The sequence below is a fragment of the Verrucomicrobiota bacterium genome (assembly GCA_038744685.1).
Lineage (GTDB): Bacteria > Verrucomicrobiota > Verrucomicrobiia > Opitutales > Puniceicoccaceae > Puniceicoccus.
Window position 1 is genome coordinate 1 of sequence record JBCDMB010000045.1, and the last position, 18,438, is coordinate 18,438.

Below are 18,438 nucleotides of genomic sequence, written 5' to 3' on the forward strand. Positions count from 1 at the left end.
CACCCTGCGCAGAATGAGCTTTTTGCCGTTCGGGAGGGGTTGCTCTGTCTCTGTGGTAGCTGCTACTGCGAGAAGCTCCGAACGTTCGGAGGCTTTCTTTGCCTCCCGTGCCGCCATCTCCTGCTCGACTTTGTTTTCAGCGTCTTCGGGAGAAAGTTCTCTTTCGCTTTTTTCAGCGGCTAGCGAAACAGGCAAAATGATGAGGGTTAAAAGAAGAGATCTCATGAAAAGCGGCTCGTTAGAGCGATAGTAGTCTGGTGATGACAGTAGATACGTTTTCCCGGCTTTGATGGCAAGCTATTCGAGGTAGGACGATATCCTAGAAGTTTGTCTGATAACTTTGATGAAGGGGTCGATTCAACAGGGTGTTTTACGATCCATTGGGTCGTTCTTGCAAGGATGAATTTACCCCACAATAGGGGATGCCATCGGGAGTGCCCAGAGAAGAACTTTTGCCGGAACTAAAGGAGTTTGGAGAAAAGGTTCGGCGAGAAAGGTTAAAACGCTCGTTGACTCAGGAAAAAGTGGCCGAGAGGGCCGGAATTGCGCTGAGGACTCTTCAGAAGATTGAATCTGGGCAGATCAACATCCTCATCACAACAGCCCGCCGACTTCGTGAGGCGTTGGGTGCGAAGTGGAATGACCTGCTGTAATTGGGTATAAGCTTTCGGCAGGAGTTTTGTGGTGATTTGATCGGACTGCGGAGCCATCATGTCGGCTTTGGCGTTGCGTCCCATACTTGTTGTTGCTCCTCTTTTGGGATGAAAAGAGTCATTCTTGCTGCATCGCTATTGTGCCTTTCGTTTGCACCTGCCAAGGCCTTCCTCATCGACTTGGAAGCCGGCGGTTACGGTGCGTGGTGGAAGCCCCAGGATTTGGATGAAGGCTACGGAGGTGGAGCGGTTGTGCGCGGCCAAGTGATTGGAGTCCTCGGTGTAGATGTTCGAGCAGGCTATTTTTCTTTCAGCGACCCTTCCGTAGATATGATCCCGATCGAGGCGGCACTGATGTTACGGTTTCCGATTCCGATCGTTTCTCTCTTTGCGGGGCTTGGGGCTGGATACTACCAGTTTTCGGGAGAAGATGGTTTCGAGTTGAAGAATGAACAAGGGTGGTTTGGCAACGCTGGTGTAGAAATTTCTCTCAGCGATTGGAGGGTTTTCCTCGAGTGGCGGTACCAGCTTCTTGACGCGGAGGTCGATTCGGCAGGCGGCGGTTTCGCTGCTGGAGATGAGATCGACTTCAGCGGGAGCGGATTTACCCTTGGTCTGACCTACCGATTCTAGGAGTAGTTGCCTCCGCTACGCAGGACCTTGCTCTAGCCTCGAAGGAATGGGACCGTATCAAACCGTCCACCGAGGACTGGTTCTGAGGGGCAGTTCAACCAATTTTCCAGCACCGTAGCATAGACGCTTCGAAAGTCGGTTTCGTAGGTAAGATCTCCGTTCCTAGGGAGGTCGAGATTGGGTGCGTCGCCCATTACCGATCCTGAAACGTTTTTACCCATCACAAAGAGAGGAGCCGCGGTCCCGTGGTCCGTTCCGTTGCTTTCGTTCTCGCGAGGGCGTCTGCCAAACTCAGAGAAGGTCATCGTCAACACCTGGGAGTCAAGACCATCGGCCTCCAGGTCGTTTTGGAACGCTAGAAGTGCGGTCGAGAGTTGCTTCAGAAGCTGAGGCTGGCGGTAAATCTGGTTGCTGTGGGTGTCAAAACCACCGAGAGAAACGAAGTAGACCCGGGTATCGAGACCGGCCCGGATCATTCGCGCTACTTTGCTAAGCGAATTAGCGATCTGTGACTCCGGATACACTGCCTTCCTCCGATGATTCGCCAACACCCTTGCAATCTTTTCATCCATCGCCAGCGCATCGAGATAAGTATGACTCAGAAAGTGCATTGGCTCCTGCTCGCCGACTTTCAGCTCGCTCAGTTCCTCCAATAGTTTCCGATCTCCGGCGGATCCTTTCTTGGAGAAAGACGCGGCCCCGTAGATGTTGAGGAATTCGTCCGAGTCGAAGACCTGGGGCGCCTGTTGCGTAAGATAAATCCCTTTTGGATCATCCTCATCAGGAGAACCGGCGCAGGAGTTGTCGAAGAAACGGGAAACCCATCCGGTTGGCTCCACGTCGTCCGAATCTGATCCAGTTTCCCAAATCTCCATGGACCGGAAGTGGCTGCGGTTTGGATTGGGATAGCCTACGTTTTGCAAGACGCTGAGTTTGCCATCCGAGAATAGCCGGTGGAGGCTTTCGCAGCTCGTAGGGAGTCCGGAAAGTTCATTGAGAGGGAGGACGTCTTTTTTGTCGATTCCCAGAGTCGGCCGAAGCTTGTAATACCGGTCATCCTCAAAGGGTACGACCGTATTGAGCCCGTCATTTCCTCCCGCGAGTTGGACAAGGACAAGGATGGTCGAGTCCTTGTCCGGTCGTGGGCTTCTGAGAGAGGCTGCACGGGCAACAAAGGAGGGAGCCACTTGACTCAGAGCAAGAAAGCTCATCGCCTTTCCGCCAGTCCGGAGAAATTCGCGCCTGGTCGTTCGGGGGAAAAGGGAGTCGGCTTCCATGGTTCTAACTGAGTTGGTAATGAGGAGACTGAAGGATGGTCACCAAGACCTCCCGAACCTCTGCGGGATGAGCTTTGTTTCCGAGATGATCGCGAACCCTTCGAAAAAATGTGGGACCCGGCGGGTTGATCAATATCTGGTCATTGACGAATTGAATGAAGTCGTTGTTGGTCGGGCCGATCCTTTCGACGAGACGGTCGATGTCGACGCGGAAGGAGAGGTGGTCTTGCCGACCTCGCTCCCGATCAATGCGATATTGGTCATCCGCATTGAGGCTTTTCTCCGAGAAGTCTTGGAATAGTTCGGCGATGGCTTGTCTTCTGGCAGCCAATTTACCTGCATTGATCCACGCCTCGCCTCCAATCCAACCGCGCACGTTGGGAGGTTCAAAGAGTTCCTGGCCCATGGCTCGCAAGTGGCGAGTGCTGTAGCGAGGCATTGGGATGGGCTGAAGTCCAAACCTTTGTAGAGACCCAATATACAATTCAACGGGGCTCTTGATGCGGTTGCCCCGAAAGTCCAGGGCGTAAAACGCTCGGGAAGAAAAGAGTCTACGCCTCAGTGCGTCCAATCGAAAGTCTTCCTCTGCCCAAAGACCCCCGAGGACGGCGAGTCTACGCGGATCGAGTTCCTCGTGGGTGAGGTAGAATCGGATCGCTTCATTCGGTAAGAAGACCCGGGCTGCCGGTTTTTCGAAAATGAGGTCAATGATCTGATCACCATCCCAGTTGCCCGTCTGTTCGAAGACCGTTTTTCTCCCCCCGTCGAAGTGTTTCTTCACCTCGAGGTAGCGGTTTCCGTAGAGACGTCGGCCGGTAAAGGCGCGAGCGGCTTCCTTGATATCGGCTTCGGTATAATTCCCTTCCCCAAGGGTAAAGAGCTCAAATAGTTCTCTTGCAAAATTCTCGTTTGGCTTGGATTTCGAGTTTCGGTTGAGGTCAAGATAACGGACCATTGCGGGCTCACGGCTAAAGAGCTTGCAGAATTTTGGGTATGGGACATCGGATAGGGATGCGAGAGACTGCCAGTAGGAAGTGAGCCATTTAGGGTAGCGGACAGTTCGCTTTCCGACCACCCAGACGTCCGAAAGAAACAACTCCCACTTTGCACGGAACCCAGTCTCGGGCATGGCAGCTCGCAAAAGCCATTCGTGCTCAAGGAGGAGCACTGCTTCTTGGTCATGTTGGCGTTTCTCGCGGTACAGCCGGTTTCGTTCTTCCTTATCTTCTGCTGCCTTAGCGTCACTAGCAATCTTCTCGGAAGTCGCGATGGATTCGTCGATCCATTCAGGTATTACGAATTCTGATCGGGGAAAGAAACGTTCGCAGGTCTTGGCAGGTCCAAGGTCAAGGACCTCCTCTATCGCCTCCGGGTGGGAAGCGAACCCGGCTCTTTCCAGAAAATGCCTCGCTTCAGCCGTGCCCCAGTCGTCTCGATGGATAGGCTCCCAAAGGGCAAGAGCAGGAATCTCTTTGTAAGTGAATGGCATGGGGTGCTCGCAACAACCGTAAAGGTAGCGAAGATCCGGTATGGGTGCAACACTGCTTTAGCCTATCCCGACCTCGGTAATTCGTCTCAGAATTTTTTTTTCGTTGTTGGTTGCTAGTCTGTCGTCCAACATCGCATCCATGAGAATCGCCCCATATTCTTCAATCTTCATTCGTGCGTTTTTTGCCTTGTCTCTGCTTCTACCTTCGTTTGCTGAAGCGAGGATTGGTGAATCCAGAAGCCAGCTGGAGCGAAGACTGCTCAGGGAGAGCGGCAAGGGTCTTTTGGTAAAAGATGATGATCTAGAGGATTTTCATCGAGAGCGCTTTGACGCTTACGGCGCGGTTCTGGCATTGGAAGATGAGAATTGGGAGCACGTACTCTATTTTAAAATCAATGAGACTGTCATACCCTCGTCCGCCCGACTGTGGATTAAAAATGATGCCGGACGACGGAGCGAAAAACCAAATCCCAGACCGGACGGCTGGTTGCTGCATGTGATCTACTTGAATGGGGTCTCGGTTCTTGAAACTTACGTTCGCTCGAGTGCTTTAACCGAAATAGAAACGAATGGAATTCTAGAAATCAACTCCGGGGGTAGCCAGTGGATGAAAGGCGCACCACCTGAGGAGGATGGTGTGATCCAGCCGACGGTCTTTCCCGCAAACATTTACACGAAAGATTTCGGGGTATACGGGGAGATGAAAGGTAACGAGATTTTGCTCTACGACCCTCGGCTTGATGAAATGATCCATGCTGCGAGATTGGAGAAGGCTGAGGAGGAGGCTCCTATGAGCCTTCATGGATTTTAGTCTCGGTTATTTTTGTCGGACGAAACGGCGTCTACGTAAGCTACAACTGCCTCCTCATGGAGTTCGTTTCGGTCAAACTTGCCGGTAGCGGTTCTCGGTAACTCAGAACGGAAAAGAAATCTTACGGGGATCTTGTAGGAAGCTAGTTGTTCCGCGGCGAAGCGGGTAAGCTCCTCCGTGGTCGGAATATCTTCAGGATCCAAAGGCGCAATAAAGGCGACCGGGACTTCCCCGTCCCTCCTGTCTTTGACTCCGACCACCACAGAAGCGTGCACTTTGGGGTGCTCGTCAAGATGGTCTTCTACCTCGATCGGTGAGATATTTGAGCCCCTGCGGACGATGAGGAGTTTCTTACGGCACTTGAACCAGAAGAAACCATCTTCGTCCTTGTGCCCGAGGTCGCCAGTAAGCATCCACCCATCCCGAAAAAGCTCTTGAGTTCTTTCGGGGTCTTCCCAGTAGCCCGGTGTGACTGCTTTGGATTGCACGACAATCTCACCAGTTTCTCCTTGAGGAACGTCCTTCCCTTCGTCATCGACGATCCGGACCTTGAAACGGGGGGTGGGGATTCCGATAGAACCGCGGCGATTGGTTCCATCCATCGGGTTCATCGTGAAATAGGCGGCTACCTCGGAAATGCCACAACCCTCCGTGGGATCAAACCCGAAGATCTTCGCAAATCGCTCATGGAGGTCGTGAGGGACCGCGTCTCCTGAGGCGACAAACCGATTGACCGTAGGCAGATGGGTTCCGGTGTCCTCAAGATACTCAATGAAATCGAGAAAGTCACTCGCGAGAAGAGCAGAGACGGTGACCTTGTGCTTCTGAATCAGTGTGACCGCATCGGAAGGTTTCGGACGCATGGAAAGAACGATATGGGCTTTTCCGAAGATTCCTCCGAAGAGCTGGGTTTGCAGTCCTCCGGCATGACTGATCGGTTTGCTGACGAGGAGCACGTCTTTTTCCGAGTATCCATAGGCCTCTTTCGCGCTGTGTGCTCCCTCCCAAACGGTCTGGTGGGTGTGGACGACTCCTTTCGGCTCCCCGGTGGAACCAGAGGTCATAAGAATGAGTGCAAGAGCATCTTCCGAAACTCCCTCAGGATCGGCCGGTTCAGCGAGGAGCAACTCTTCAAACGAAAGGTCCGCATCCCATCCAATCCCCACTGTGTCCAGATCTGGAAATTCTGCCACAATCTCTTCAAGAACCTCTTGTCGATCACCGTCCCCGATCAACACCGATGGCCGCACTTTCTGAATCACGTGGCCTGCCTCGGCAGCCGTGAAACGGTAATTCAAGGGCACCGCAATGAGTCCGTGAAGGTAACACGCAAGAACAACAGCAACAGCTTCGATAGTGTTAGGCGCCAGAAAAGCTACCCGGTCTCCGATTGCCAAATCAAGTCCACCAGCAAGCCGATCTGCCTTTTCGATGAGCTCTCCTCCAGTAATGCTATGCTCGCCGTCACGCAGAACGACTCTTGCAGGCTGATCGAGAAGACAGGACCGGATACCCGCCTGAAGTCGGGTTTGGTGAGGAGAGGAATGAGCGAGCATACTTACAGACTGTGAGTTCTCTAGACCGCCGCAAAAGAAAAAGATGGGGCACTGTTATCAGTGCCCTGACCTCTCGCCTGACGCGAGCTTGTCGAGGGAGGACCAGGGACCGCGTGGGCAAGAGGCCACACAGAACCTATTATCCAACGAGTTGAAATGCTTGCTCGTTAAGCCTCTCTAATCCATCTGGAAAAACCTGAGATGGTGATTTCGATTCAACGACTACAAGAAATCCCTTGGGCCTCTGGCTGCCGCGATCGACAGGCAACTCAAATTTCCCGGGGTGAAGGATAACATTCATCCAGAGATCATGGATTTGGTGAAATTGACGTTGGCGAGGCACGGATTTTGCTACGCCAACGCTGGCTTGGGTTTTTACACCCTGGTAACGTTCGCTTTACGTTTTTATAAAATGGTCCGGGAGAATACCAGTTTAGGGGCAGCCGCATGTCAGGCGGCTTTTTCTATGAAAAGATGGGGACTTACTCAATCCTCTGGAACAATGAGAAACTCAATAAACCCCCTCCTATGCCAAAGAAACTGAAATTAGCATTTTGCATGGGAGGTGGAGGTTCTCTTGGAGCGAAATCTTGGTCGGACTCTACTGCGATCTAAGGTCGAAAAATGACTAAGAAGGAGGGGAAATGAAGTTGCTCGAGAAACTGCTTGAGAAAATCGAAACGGAGACACGGCCGGAGTGGACGCTTCCCCTAGATCATTCAAAACAACCGACAAAGGCGGAGCTTGTTGACAAGGACTGGACGTCTGGTCCTGAGCTGCCAGAAGGGTGGGACCTGAAGCTCACTGGAGAGGCCTACGCGGAATGGGGAGTTTACAACGACGAGGAAGACCTCCTTCAGGAAGATTTCGCAATGATCGGGAATCAGGTGGTTCTGGATGAGACCGACACTTGGCTAAGGCTGGGAATTGGTCTGAAGGGTGGCGGAAGTCTCAAGGTGAGCTACGGCGTCTTGGAGGGTGGAGTAGAGGCGGCTGCAGAAGGGTCGGTTTCGTGGCTTCTTCCTGGCGATCCTGATGATTCGCCGCTGGATGTTGTCAGGGAACGCATCTCAGAGATGTGGCGTGGGCAAGATCCTTTTTCTCCGGGTGAGGCACTCCCGGTGGGAGGTGGGATGGAGATCGTATTTGATGGGTCTGTGGGCGTTAGTGTCGGTGTCGATCTCTCCGACCTTGTTGGTTTAGGGGTGAAATCACTCGTCGAATTGGGCGCAAATAAAGTGAAGTTTGTCCCGGTATCGACCTCCGCAAAGGTATACGCCAAAGTGTCCTTTAAGACAGGGGTCGTCTTTCAAATGGGACGTCACGAGGATCAAGGTGGTAATTGGTTCTACCGATACCGTCTTGCCGCCTCATCTGCGAGAACTTCGACAGTGGGTCTCGATGTCTCTGTGGAAGGAGACCTCGATTTGAGCGGCTTCAAGGAGTCTTTTGAAGAAGCGATTGATCAAGTCACTGGAAAGAAAGGTTTCTTGAGTGGGCTCGAGACGGGAACTCTAGAGAAAAAGAAGGAGTTGCTTGAGGGAATAGGACTCCCTGCGGACATGCTTGAGGACGTAGAGGCCGCGAGTGCGAAAATCGTGAGTAAGCTTAAGGAAGGTTTGAACGATCGACTAAAGGTAGAGGTTTCGGCTCGTGCATTTGCGTATTTCTCGAAGACTACGGCAACTCAAACTCTCCTTCAGTGGACCTCCAAGGGTCCGATCAATAGTGGCTGGGATGATAGCGTGAAAACCGCGTTGAGCACGAGAGATCCGGACAAGACGTATGAAGCAGCGGAGGGCCTCGGCGATCTTTGTCAGGTAGAGGAGTATTTGAAGATCGATTCTGAGTCCCGAAAATGGGGATACGGTTTCGGAATCAAAATTAGCTCTTTCTTTGCAGGGTCCGAAAGCACCGGATCGGTTTCATTCGTTGAGACCAATGACAAACTCTTGGATCGGAAAGCGATCAGTTTTTCGTCGGAGGGTGAGAGGCTCGTAGGTAGAGCAAACGATTCCGAATTTGGAAAAGTCTCTTTTTCTGCAAAGCCCGTTGATGACGAGTATAAGGAGACATTCGACTGCATGGAGTACGCAGTGAACCTCAATTGGGCTACCGATAGGCCGGATGACATCAGTCGATCTATTGAGGAAGATGAGGTTGGCCATGGTATTGATTGGTTGTATTCACTTGGAGTGGAGAGTGACTTTCTAGAAGAGCAGAAGAAAGAGTTCGAAAAGACATTGGCTAAGGTAAAAAGCAATGGATGGTTGAAAAAGAAAGGAGTTGTATCGTGTAGTCTTGGGACTGGATTCCTTTCCGCTACTGACTTTTGTCGATGTGCCCGAACGTTCGATTCGATCCTAACAGACTTTGGGCAGCTGGCGCTCTTCGGCAGTGCTGCTCTTGAGTGGAGGAAGAAAGCGCACCGGGAGACTCTAACGGCTCGCGAAGCAGCTTATTCAGACTTCTTTGCACTCCTATTCAAGAACCCGAGGGAGCATACAGCAGCGAGGGTGTCATTAAAACGGAAGGCGAGGTCGAACGAGATAAGTTCCGAGATGAGGAAAGACCTTAAACGGGAATTGAAGCCACGGAGATTTCAGGGATCGCGAGGAAGTCGAGAATACGTGAAGTGGCATCCCTTCTCGATTGCACGCGATTTTCCTGATGTAGTGAGACGGTTACAGGGACTGTCTCGTAGTATGAGCGAGCTATCCGCCCTAATCGAAGAAAAGGAGACGGTTAGTTTTGATGCCGCTTATGAATGGCAAAAACGATTCATAAAGTTCGCAACTGCTGGATCGCCGTTCGAGTTCCGGCTTTGTGTCCTACTCTTGGCGCATTCGTTCCCGCTCGAATCCGTGAACCTTGATGTCACGGTAGGCAAGGAGTCGCTATCGTATCCGACGTTTAAGACAGGGGCGTAATTGTGCGAGGTTTGCATGAACTAGTCTGTTGGAGAGGAGAATTTCGATGATCTTCTTTGCAACTAACCGAAATCTATTGATGGAAGGCGACGCGTTTTCTGGATTCGGAGACGAATTCAACTACAGTGACCCTACCTGCGAAGCGCGAAGCCAAATTCGTGTTGGATGGATTAACTCAGAGAACGAACCGGTCATTCTTGATGAAAGTGATAGTTCATACTCGTTAGAAAGGAATCCTCCTAGTCGCCGGTTGTTTAATCATTACAGAGCCAGCCAACGTCAGGAGGGAGGAACCCGAAATGTGCTTTTCTACATCCATGGCTATAATTCCGATTTTCAAAAAACGGTCGAAGCCGCGCAACAATTGGAAGAGCTATACAACGTAGATGTTTTGCTGTTCTCGTGGCCTTCTAGGGGTGACGGGCCGGATGAAAATCCCGACTTCCTTGAAAAAGCTTACGGGGTGGTTGGTTATAAGCGTGACAAACGGAGAGCGAAGGACAGCGCCGATGAGCTTTTGCGAGTTTTCAAAAAAATGGCCACGTATTTTGCGGAAGTTCGCGATGAGCGCTGTAACCAAAAGTTGAGCCTCCTAGCTTTCAGCATGGGCAACTACGTGTTGAAGAAAGCAGTCGGACCCAGCTCCTTTGAAGGAGAAACCAGTTTTTTCGATAACATCATTCTCTCGGCACCAGACGTGAACATGTATGATCACGTGAATTGGATGCATAAACTGAAACCGAGGGGCCACACCTTCGTTCTATTTAACGAACGCGATATGCCCCTCAATGTTTCGCAAAAGAAAGGTGGCATAGAGCAAGAGGCTAGATTGGGTTGCAATATACCTTTTGAGACGTTGCGGGGTACGTTCTACTTAGACCTGACGAAGTGTTTCGACATCGGAAGACTTCATGGTTACGTCTTTAAGCGGGATTGGTGCGAAAGCGCTCCGTCTGGCAATTCTCCTATAGATGATATTTTTGCACCCATTTTAAATGGGGCTCGACCCTCGGACTCGATACCTGGATTTCGGTCAGATCGGTGTCTGTATACAATAAGGGAGGAGGTGTAGGATGAAGCGAATGAGTCATTCTGCCTACAAAAAGTACCTGAAGAATCCTAGTGCGAGTGGGCAGGAAATTCGAAATGAGTATTTCAACCCCGTGAGGGATACCTCCAGTGTATCGATACGGATCGATGACGAAGAAGGGTGGGGTGATCTCTTGAATCCGCTCCTTAGATTGGAAGCTCGGTCCTATCGGAAAGTCGGAGGATTTGTTCGGAAGAATGGAGAGAGGCTGGAGGAGACGGTGATTCAGGAGCAGTTCAACTTTCTTCCCCCTTGGCCTGGTGGCGAAAGCTCAGTGACCTTGGATTGGAATCACCTCACGAAAAGTCTCGTCGGAGGATCGTCTATCGGTGGTAGTAATTTTGTCGGGCCGGGAGCAAGAACCCTTTATTTTGCACGGCCAGTTAGCCTGTTTGATCTCATCGCCAAGATTCATGATTTTGCCTATGAGATCAATGGGTTGGTTTTTAATCGTCCCAGTCAACCGGAGGCTTTCTGGTCGCGCCTGGCGAAGGCTGATTGGATCTTTCAACAAATGTTGCAAGCTGCGGGTCTGGAGGTGCCTATCCATTGGTTGGCGGATCGCTTTGCAAAGTATTTTTTCTACGGAGATCCAAGCCTTTTTCGAGACGGTGATCGATTTATCAATCCGATTCAGGCCATCCCGAAGAGTTGGCTCATGGCACCACCGAAGTACATTGTCGAGGAGCCAGTAGTTCATGTGCGGGGCCCTAGGCGTGGGCAGAGGCAAGGGATCCTGATGCGAAAGCCCGATCCCTACGTGGTCACATTGAGTGACAAGCCGGACTTGTGGAAGGAATTGATAAGTGAGGATGTTCCAGCGTCCCTAACAAGAGCACTCGAATCACTGGGGGAGAATTTTCCATCTGATGAAAGCGAGGAATCCAAGCTTTTGAGAGAGCTCATGGAAGAGAGTGACTCTTGGTTGTCACTAAGCGAGGATGCTTGGTCCAAAGAAATCCCGTACTCCGCAATGGCATGACACCAATTAATCCATCATGACGACACCGGAAGCCATCGTAATTTCAGCAGCGATTCTTGTTTTTGGAATCATGATTTCCATCGGGATCGTCGTTTTCGGATTGATCTGGAAAGGGAATCAGATCGGTAAGTTACTTGATCGAGTTAGCGGATCCTTGGAGGAAGTAATCGAACTCGCAAAGAACGCTGTCGAAAAGAGTAACAAGGTGACCGTTCGCTACAAAAAGGAATTAGGAGTGGATTGTGATTTGGAGGAGAGCAAAAACGAGAAGGAGGAAGTCCAATGAAACGAATTGCGGTTTTTTGTGACGGCACATGGCAAAAGCCGAATGTGTCGGATCAAACAAACGTCGTAAAGCTAGCGAGAATCGTTTCTCCCCAATCGAAAGATGGCACTTCACAGATCGTGTATTACGACCCTGGAGTTGGCTCGAAAAGAGGAACGAAGACAAGAGGTGGTCTTCTCGGAAAGGGTCTCAATACAAATATTATGCAGGCCTACCTCTTCCTTGCTTTGAATTACGAGGCAGGTGATGAGATTTACCTTTTCGGTTACAGTCGTGGTGCATACACAGTCCGGAGTCTGGCTGGGTTGATCTACTGTTGTGGCCTTTTGAAGCGGGAGGGTTTTGGTTCTTTGGAGGAAGCGATGCAGCTTTATCGCGACCCTGAAATCACACCGGGGCACAATGAATCGGTAGAATTTCGCAAGAAGATTGGTGACCGGACAGGAGATGGTCTCGATCCCGGCAGGATTCCCATTAAGTTTCTCGGTTGCTTCGATACGGTCGGTGCGTTGGGGGTGCCGGATGTATGGCCGCTCATTCCTTTGGATAAGTGGCTCAATCGAAAATACCGGTTTCATGATCACTTCCTGAACAGAAAGATCGAATTTGCGGCTCATGCGGTTGCGGCGGACGAAGTCCGGAAGCCCTTCCATTACGTGACCATGGAGGTGCCTCCGAGCCAGAAAGAGACTCAACTGAGTCAAATGTGGTTTCCTGGGGTTCATGGTTCGGTGGGCGGTGGGAAAGTGGAGCAGGCACCTCTGGCAGATGGACCTCTTTTGTGGATCAAAGACTTGGCTTCCGGAGGATTTGGAAGCGGTTCAGATGTGCCCTCTCTTGAGTTTGAAATGGATGTCCTTTCTGAAGAGCTGAGACCGGCCCCCAATCCGTCCGCTGATTATGCAGATAGCTTCAAGGGATTTATGAAAATTGCTGGTCGAAAGTCGCGCGATTTTAAAGGCATCTCGGAAACAAACGACATTGATAAGAGTGTGGTCATTCGAATGAACGAGCGGGAGGATTATTTTCCGAAGGCGCTTTCGAGTATTGAGAAAATCCTCAAGGAACGCATTGAAAGACTGTTTGCTCCGAGATAGGTATTTATGAATCCCGTGGATGAGGAATTCTTTGGACTCTCCGGAGGTGGAATCGTGGAAGGAATGGGTGTTGCGGATTCCATCTGGTGTCAAATCTGTGATTTTGAGTGATGATGGTGGTCAATCAACTACTCTTTCGCCTTCTCTTGTTTGGGGTTTGCTGTCTTTTCTGTGAATCGATAGGCCAAGAAAATCATCTATCGGAAACGGTGACCCGCTCTTGGGTCGAATGGAGGGTTGAAGGAGCACTCTCAGCCTTTGAAGACCACAATTTTGAGGTGAAGCGTTTGTCACTTGCTGAACTTATTGAAGCGAAGAGCGTGCGACGTGTCGAATTAGAGCGTGTAGGAGAATTACTTAGATCAGAGGAAGATTCCGTAGTCGCGACAGCAGCGAGCGCCTTGCGGATGATTGGAGCTCCTTCCAGAGAATATGTTCCGGAGCTCCTGGATTTACTCAAGGACGAGAATGAATGGATCCGTTTCACCTCTGCTAAAGCGCTCGTTGCAATTGGAATGGATGCGGATCTAGTTCCGACAATTACGAAATTGTTGAAAGATGAGGATCTCACTGTTCGTCTGATCACTTTGAATGTTCTTGGAGAATTAGGAGAGCATTCAAGTGGCTACGTTTCGGAAATTGTATTGATGCTGAAAGATGATGATCGGGCGGTTCGTGAGAGTGCTTTGAATGTTCTTGGAGAATTAGGTGAGCATTCAAGTGACTATGTTTCTGAAATCGCATTGATGCTGAAAGATGATGATCGGGCGGTTCGTCGGACAGCTTTGAATGTTCTCGGAGGATTAGGAGAGCATTCAAGTGGCTACGTTTCGGAAATTGTATTGATGCTGAAAGATGAGGATGGTGCGGTTCGTCGGACAGCTTTGAATGTTCTCGGAGGATTAGGAGAGTATTCAAGTGGCTACGTTTCGGAAATTGTACTGATGCTGAAAGATGAGGATGGGGAGGTTCGTTGGACAGCTGAAACAGCTCTCATTGAATTAGGTGAGCATTCAAGTGGCTACGTTTCGGAAATCGCATTGATGCTGAAAGATGAGGATGGGGAGGTTCGTCAGAGCGCTTTGTATGTTCTTGGAGGATTAGGAGAGCATTCAAGTGGCTACGTTTCGGAAATCGCAATGATGCTGAAAGATGAGGATGGGGAGGTTCGTCAGAGCGCTTTGTATGTTCTTGGAGAATTAGGTGAGCATTCAAGTGATTACGTTGCGGAAATCGAATTGATGCTGAAGGATGAGGATTGGAAGGTTCGTCTGGGTGCTTTGTATGTGCTTGGAGGCTTAGGTGAGCATTCAAGTGGCTACGTTTCGGAAATCGTATTGATGCTGAAGGATAAGGATTGGGAGGTTCGTGAGGCAGCTTTGAGTGTTCTTGGAGAATTAGGAGAGCATTCAAGTGGCTACGTTTCGGAAATTGTATTGATGCTGAAAGATGACGATGGTTTGGTTCGGATGGCAGCTGAAACTGCACTCATTGGCTTAGGTGAGCATTCAAGTGACTACGTTTCGGAAATCGTATTGATGCTGAAGGATGAGGATTGGAACGTTCGTCGGGCCGCTTTGAATGTTCTCGGAAGATTAGGTGAGTATTCAAGTGGCTACGTTTCGGAAATCGTATTGATGCTGAAGGATAAGGATTGGGAGGTTCGTGAGGCAGCTGAAACTGCGCTCATTGGATTAGGAGAGCATTCAAGTGGCTACGTTTCGGAAATCGCATTGATGCTGAAAGATGAGGAAGGGGCGGTTCGCGAGACCGCTTTGAATGTTCTTGGAGGATTAGGTGAGCATTCGAGTGACTACGTTGCGGAAATCGCATTGATGCTGAAAGATGAAGATTGGAAGGTTCGTGAATCGGCATATAGTAATCTTCAGAAGATTATTTCCACACAAGAGGAGAACATACCTCCATTAGTGCATTTACTTGATGGAATTCCGGATGGAGTAAGAAAGTTAATTGTCACCAGAGACCTTTTGGAAAGGGGACCGAAGAGATTTGAAGACCTTTGTTTGATTTTGGAACAGATTCATATGTTTGGAAGCGAAAAGCCTAGACTTCGCTTTATCGCCCATGTTCTCGGAGCAGGTGATCCTGAAATGAAATTAGCTATGAGTTGGTTAGGAAGACCAGACAGTCTTCCTGTGCCAGTTGAAGACCCATCTCTAACTCTTGAGACATTGAACCGTCTCTATGAAGCCGCAGAAGATTTTGAAAACCTTGAAATCGAAACGAGTACGGCAATTGCTGTGGTTACTACTCTTGGTCATGAGAATGGGCACTGGTCCGGTCGTAGCGTCGATCTTGGGCAGCTTCGAAGATCTGCGGAGCTACTACAAGGATCTGTTCACTCCGGTCCGATTGAAAACGTAATCAAGGATTTGGAAGATAGTGAGGAGATTCGCAAATGGGTAAGAAGAGGGTTTTTTGTTTTGGTCTGCCATATCGTCGTCTGGTCGTTACTTCTTTTCGTCTATCCGAGATCGCGGGTAGTCCAAGAAGTATTTTTCTGGAATCCATGGTTTCGAAAGTGGTTGAGCCTGTTTTATGTAAGTCTGGTTCTGGCACTGTTCACCCGTTTGCGAAAGAGAATGCTCTTGCCGATGGCAGAGAGTTTAATTGCAGACGCTTCTCTGGATGAATTCGATGTAAGTCACTATTTTGAACAGGATCGTTTAAAGCGGATTTCAGGTGCATCCGTAGGTGTTACTGACGGTGCTGACCGTCGAATTCAGGGGCAGATTATTCTGGAGGGTGATTCGGGTCTTGGAAAAACGATGTTTGCGAGATGGCTTCTCCTCAATACGAAGGGTCCGAAAGCTTATCTTCCGGCGAGAGACTGTAAGGATGGCGTTCTCGACGCACTGCAGCGCCGATTGATCGGCCAGATGAAAGACCTTAGTTTTCTCGAGGCAATGGTTTTTAATGGTGGACTTGCTATCTGTATTGACGGGCTTAACGAGACTTCGGCAGATGTGCGTGCCCGCATCAAGAGCGATCTTCAGCCCTTTAGGCGGGCCAACGTGCTTCTGGTGACCCAGCCATTGAATTGGGATCCGCCTAAAAGAGCTTCTCGCTGGCAGATTCAGCCGTTGGACGATGAAGGAATTGAAGAGTTTTTGATGACTCGTTTAGTCACCACTGAAAGGGAAGAATTCCGTCGCAGGTGTAGATTGTTTCTCGATAGTGTTCTCGGTGATGAAGAGGGTTTCTCGGGGTCGTATCGGAGGGTTTTGAGCAACCCAATGGATTTAACGGTCGTAGCTGATCTGATTGATCGCGGCGAAAAGCCCGACCTTTCGGCATTGGAGGAGCAGCAATATAACCAGATGGAGCGTGAGTACGAACGGGTCAATGCAGGTCAGAGTTTTCCTCTCAAACCGTTTTCAGAACGAGTCTATGAAATGAGATTGAATGACGAGAAAAGAATCTCTGATTTTGAAGAAGAGCTCAAGGTCATGGAACGCTTCAAGATGGTGCTTTGCCGTGTGACCTCAGACGGTGAGCAATGGATGTTTCGCCATGACAAAATTGTGGACTCCTTCGTTGTTCAAGCCTTCAAAAACAGTTCGGAGAGAGTTGAACAGCATTTCGACGACCCTCGTTTTCGAGGCGTGTATTTTATGCTCGCGGAGAGTCTTCCTTTTTCGGATGCAAAGGAGCTTAGCGAAAAGATTTCCGATCACGCTGCTAGCACGAGCGATCATACGGTGAGCGATGAGATTCGGAAGATTATTCTAGATCGGTCGGAGGCGTGAGAGTTTTTTGCTTGGGTCAAGATCTTTGGTGCATTGGAGGCACATCCACTGAAGTCTTGTTGATCAAGCGAAAGAGGTCGATTGAGATGTAAACCAACATGCAAAAGATGGCTGAGACCGCTACGAAGAATTTCAGGTTTCCATGGAGTGAGAACACTGACTGTAGATTGTTTTTAAAAACGAATAAGCCAAAGAGAAGGACCATGTTTGCAAAGAAAAGCCCCTTGAAGATTCGTTTAGTGAATTGGGATCTGAAGCTTTTTACTCTCGCCGTAAAGTAGAAGTATACCATGGCTAGTAGGCAGGTGGGGGCATTGAGAGCTGATACAAAAATTCCGAAGAACGGATCAGAAATTACGCGGCTTCCACGAGACTCTCGCACTTGCGGGCCTGCATCCTTGAAGTTATTGATGTAACTCTCCCATCCAATGTTCGAAAACACTGAGTCAGGTCCGTTTTCGACGAAAACGTAGATCCAATTTCCAAGTTGTTGAATGAAGATTGTGTTGTACCGGAGGTGAAGAGAAATTATTAGCAGAAAGCAGAGTGCGAGACCGACAACGATTCCTAATACTCCACCTTGCATTCTGTTTTCCATGGTAACGTGGTCCGACGTGTCATTTGCGAAAACATACTCCCTGATGAAAGCACCAACAATTCCTGCAATCACAAGAAACTGGTAGAGGAATAGATTAAACTCGTGACTTACGCGCGCAGCTATTTCAGAGACGGCTGTTTGATACTGTTCAGGCGAGACTGCCTTGTAGGCGTTTCCTGTCTGACTCATTGAAGTTGATGATGAGTTCCACGGTAGTCGATCTGTATGATCTTCTGGGATTACGAGCACATCGTACCAACTTACAAAAACGGCAAGAGAGAAGACAAACCAAAGAGTGTGTTTGATGAATTTCTTGATCTCCATGATTTGGTTAAGATGTGTGTCGCATTCAGGTGGGAGTTAGCAGTTTGTATGCTCAATCACCAAAGGGATTAGAGTTGCTGAAATGTTTTCCTAATACTTTGCGCTGATTCGCTTAAGTGATCGGAGCTACTGGTTGAAGTAGCGAAATACTTTTGTGAGTCAGCCGTTAGCGCCCGTTGTGGAACACTGTTTGGATCAAATCCTTGGTGATCCAAGGGGAATCAGTGGCCAGTTGGAGCGCTGCGGCATTCTGCTCTGTGCGGAATACGAGTGAGTGCTTACGGGTAACATTCTCCTCGAAAACGTTCGGCTGGGGTGTTCTTTGCGATTCTAATTCGACACATTGAATTGCTATGAGATTTTTCCTTTTTCGACCAAATTCTTTCTTGCGTGCCGATTGGCGGAAGGTATTGTTCTCCGTTTTCGCTCAATTCAGACCTTACATTTTCTATGCCCACGATCAACCAGCTTGTCCGTAAGCCTCGCCAATTGGTGAAGGCCAAGACGAAGTCGCCCGCGCTTAAGAACAACCCGTTCCGGCGTGGCGTCTGCGTTCAGGTGATGACCCGTACGCCTAAAAAGCCGAATTCCGCTATCCGTAAGGTGGCCAAGGTTCGTCTGACCACTGGTATCGAAGTGATCGCATATATCCCTGACGAAGGGCACAACCTTCAGGAGCACAGCATTGTTTTGGTCCGTGGGGGTCGTGTGAAGGACCTTCCGGGTGTTCGCTACCACATCGTTCGGGGAACTCTTGACTGCCGTGGAGTCGAAAAACGCCGTCGCAGCCGTTCGAAGTATGGGGTGAAGAAGCCGAAGGAATCCTGAGTTTAACCCAAGTTTTTTGAATCATGTCACGCCGTCGCCAAGCCGAAAAGAGGGAGTTCATCCCTGACCCGCGTTACCAAAGCCAGTTGGTCAGCCAGCTGATTAATATGGTAA

16 protein-coding genes are annotated in these 18,438 nt (G+C 49.8%); 11 read left to right on the forward strand and 5 right to left on the reverse strand.

The window, feature by feature from the left end:
• Nucleotides 1-225: hypothetical protein (locus AAGJ81_15525; GenBank protein MEM0967558.1), on the reverse strand; the 225-nt coding region annotated here is incomplete at its 3' end.
• A gap of 209 nt (nucleotides 226-434) precedes the next feature.
• On the opposite strand from AAGJ81_15525, the gene AAGJ81_15530 reads away from it, so the two are divergent.
• Both AAGJ81_15530 and AAGJ81_15535 read left to right on the forward strand, forming a co-directional pair.
• Nucleotides 435-653 (forward strand): helix-turn-helix transcriptional regulator, encoded by a 219-nt coding sequence (locus tag AAGJ81_15530; GenBank protein ID MEM0967559.1) that lies wholly within the window; start codon nucleotides 435-437, stop codon nucleotides 651-653.
• Nucleotides 654-761: 108 nt separating this feature from the next.
• The gene (locus tag AAGJ81_15535) at nucleotides 762-1,286 is read left to right on the forward strand and encodes an outer membrane beta-barrel protein (protein MEM0967560.1); all 525 of its coding nucleotides are present in this window, start codon (nucleotides 762-764) and stop codon (nucleotides 1,284-1,286) included.
• 32 nt (nucleotides 1,287-1,318) lie between these two features.
• Here the strand turns inward: AAGJ81_15535 and AAGJ81_15540 are convergent, their stop codons facing one another.
• Both AAGJ81_15540 and AAGJ81_15545 read right to left on the reverse strand, forming a co-directional pair.
• On the reverse strand, nucleotides 1,319-2,563 hold the full coding sequence (locus AAGJ81_15540; GenBank protein ID MEM0967561.1) for a DUF1501 domain-containing protein: 1,245 nt from the start codon (nucleotides 2,561-2,563) through the stop codon (nucleotides 1,319-1,321).
• 4 nt (nucleotides 2,564-2,567) lie between these two features.
• A complete protein-coding gene (locus tag AAGJ81_15545; GenBank protein MEM0967562.1) occupies nucleotides 2,568-4,052 on the reverse strand; it encodes a DUF1800 family protein in 1,485 nt (494 codons plus the stop codon).
• Between the two features lie 139 nt (nucleotides 4,053-4,191).
• Here AAGJ81_15545 and AAGJ81_15550 point away from each other — a divergent pair, with 139 nt between their 5' ends.
• The gene (locus tag AAGJ81_15550; GenBank protein ID MEM0967563.1) at nucleotides 4,192-4,863 is read left to right on the forward strand and encodes a hypothetical protein; all 672 of its coding nucleotides are present in this window, start codon (nucleotides 4,192-4,194) and stop codon (nucleotides 4,861-4,863) included.
• Here the strand turns inward: AAGJ81_15550 and AAGJ81_15555 are convergent.
• Nucleotides 4,860-6,419, reverse strand: a complete 1,560-nt coding sequence (locus tag AAGJ81_15555; GenBank protein ID MEM0967564.1) for a class I adenylate-forming enzyme family protein — start codon at nucleotides 6,417-6,419, stop codon at nucleotides 4,860-4,862. The two genes, AAGJ81_15550 and AAGJ81_15555, sit on opposite strands and share 4 nt — an antisense overlap.
• A gap of 644 nt (nucleotides 6,420-7,063) precedes the next feature.
• Between AAGJ81_15555 and AAGJ81_15560 the strand changes: the two genes are divergently transcribed.
• The 6 genes from AAGJ81_15560 (at nucleotide 7,064) to AAGJ81_15585 (ending at nucleotide 16,574) form a co-directional block, all read left to right on the forward strand.
• Complete coding sequence (locus AAGJ81_15560; GenBank protein ID MEM0967565.1) at nucleotides 7,064-9,349, forward strand: hypothetical protein; 2,286 nt, start codon at nucleotides 7,064-7,066, stop codon at nucleotides 9,347-9,349.
• Nucleotides 9,350-9,395: 46 nt separating this feature from the next.
• Nucleotides 9,396-10,421 (forward strand): alpha/beta hydrolase, encoded by a 1,026-nt coding sequence (locus AAGJ81_15565; GenBank protein ID MEM0967566.1) that lies wholly within the window; start codon nucleotides 9,396-9,398, stop codon nucleotides 10,419-10,421.
• A gap of 10 nt (nucleotides 10,422-10,431) precedes the next feature.
• Complete coding sequence (locus tag AAGJ81_15570; GenBank protein ID MEM0967567.1) at nucleotides 10,432-11,421, forward strand: hypothetical protein; 990 nt, start codon at nucleotides 10,432-10,434, stop codon at nucleotides 11,419-11,421.
• A 16-nt stretch (nucleotides 11,422-11,437) separates the two neighbouring features.
• On the forward strand, nucleotides 11,438-11,707 hold the full coding sequence (locus AAGJ81_15575) for a hypothetical protein (GenBank protein MEM0967568.1): 270 nt from the start codon (nucleotides 11,438-11,440) through the stop codon (nucleotides 11,705-11,707).
• Complete coding sequence (locus AAGJ81_15580; protein ID MEM0967569.1) at nucleotides 11,704-12,804, forward strand: DUF2235 domain-containing protein; 1,101 nt, start codon at nucleotides 11,704-11,706, stop codon at nucleotides 12,802-12,804. Before AAGJ81_15575 ends, AAGJ81_15580 begins: the two co-directional genes overlap by 4 nt.
• A gap of 209 nt (nucleotides 12,805-13,013) precedes the next feature.
• Complete coding sequence (locus AAGJ81_15585) at nucleotides 13,014-16,574, forward strand: HEAT repeat domain-containing protein (GenBank protein MEM0967570.1); 3,561 nt, start codon at nucleotides 13,014-13,016, stop codon at nucleotides 16,572-16,574.
• Nucleotides 16,575-16,590: 16 nt separating this feature from the next.
• Here AAGJ81_15585 and AAGJ81_15590 read toward each other — a convergent pair whose 3' ends face one another.
• Nucleotides 16,591-17,496: a hypothetical protein gene (locus tag AAGJ81_15590; protein MEM0967571.1), complete on the reverse strand. Its 906-nt coding sequence runs from the start codon at nucleotides 17,494-17,496 to the stop codon at nucleotides 16,591-16,593.
• A 450-nt stretch (nucleotides 17,497-17,946) separates the two neighbouring features.
• Between AAGJ81_15590 and rpsL the strand changes: the two genes are divergently transcribed.
• The gene (gene rpsL / locus AAGJ81_15595; GenBank protein MEM0967572.1) at nucleotides 17,947-18,324 is read left to right on the forward strand and encodes a 30S ribosomal protein S12; all 378 of its coding nucleotides are present in this window, start codon (nucleotides 17,947-17,949) and stop codon (nucleotides 18,322-18,324) included.
• A gap of 23 nt (nucleotides 18,325-18,347) precedes the next feature.
• Nucleotides 18,348-18,438: 30S ribosomal protein S7 (locus tag AAGJ81_15600; GenBank protein ID MEM0967573.1), on the forward strand; the 91-nt coding region annotated here is incomplete at its 3' end.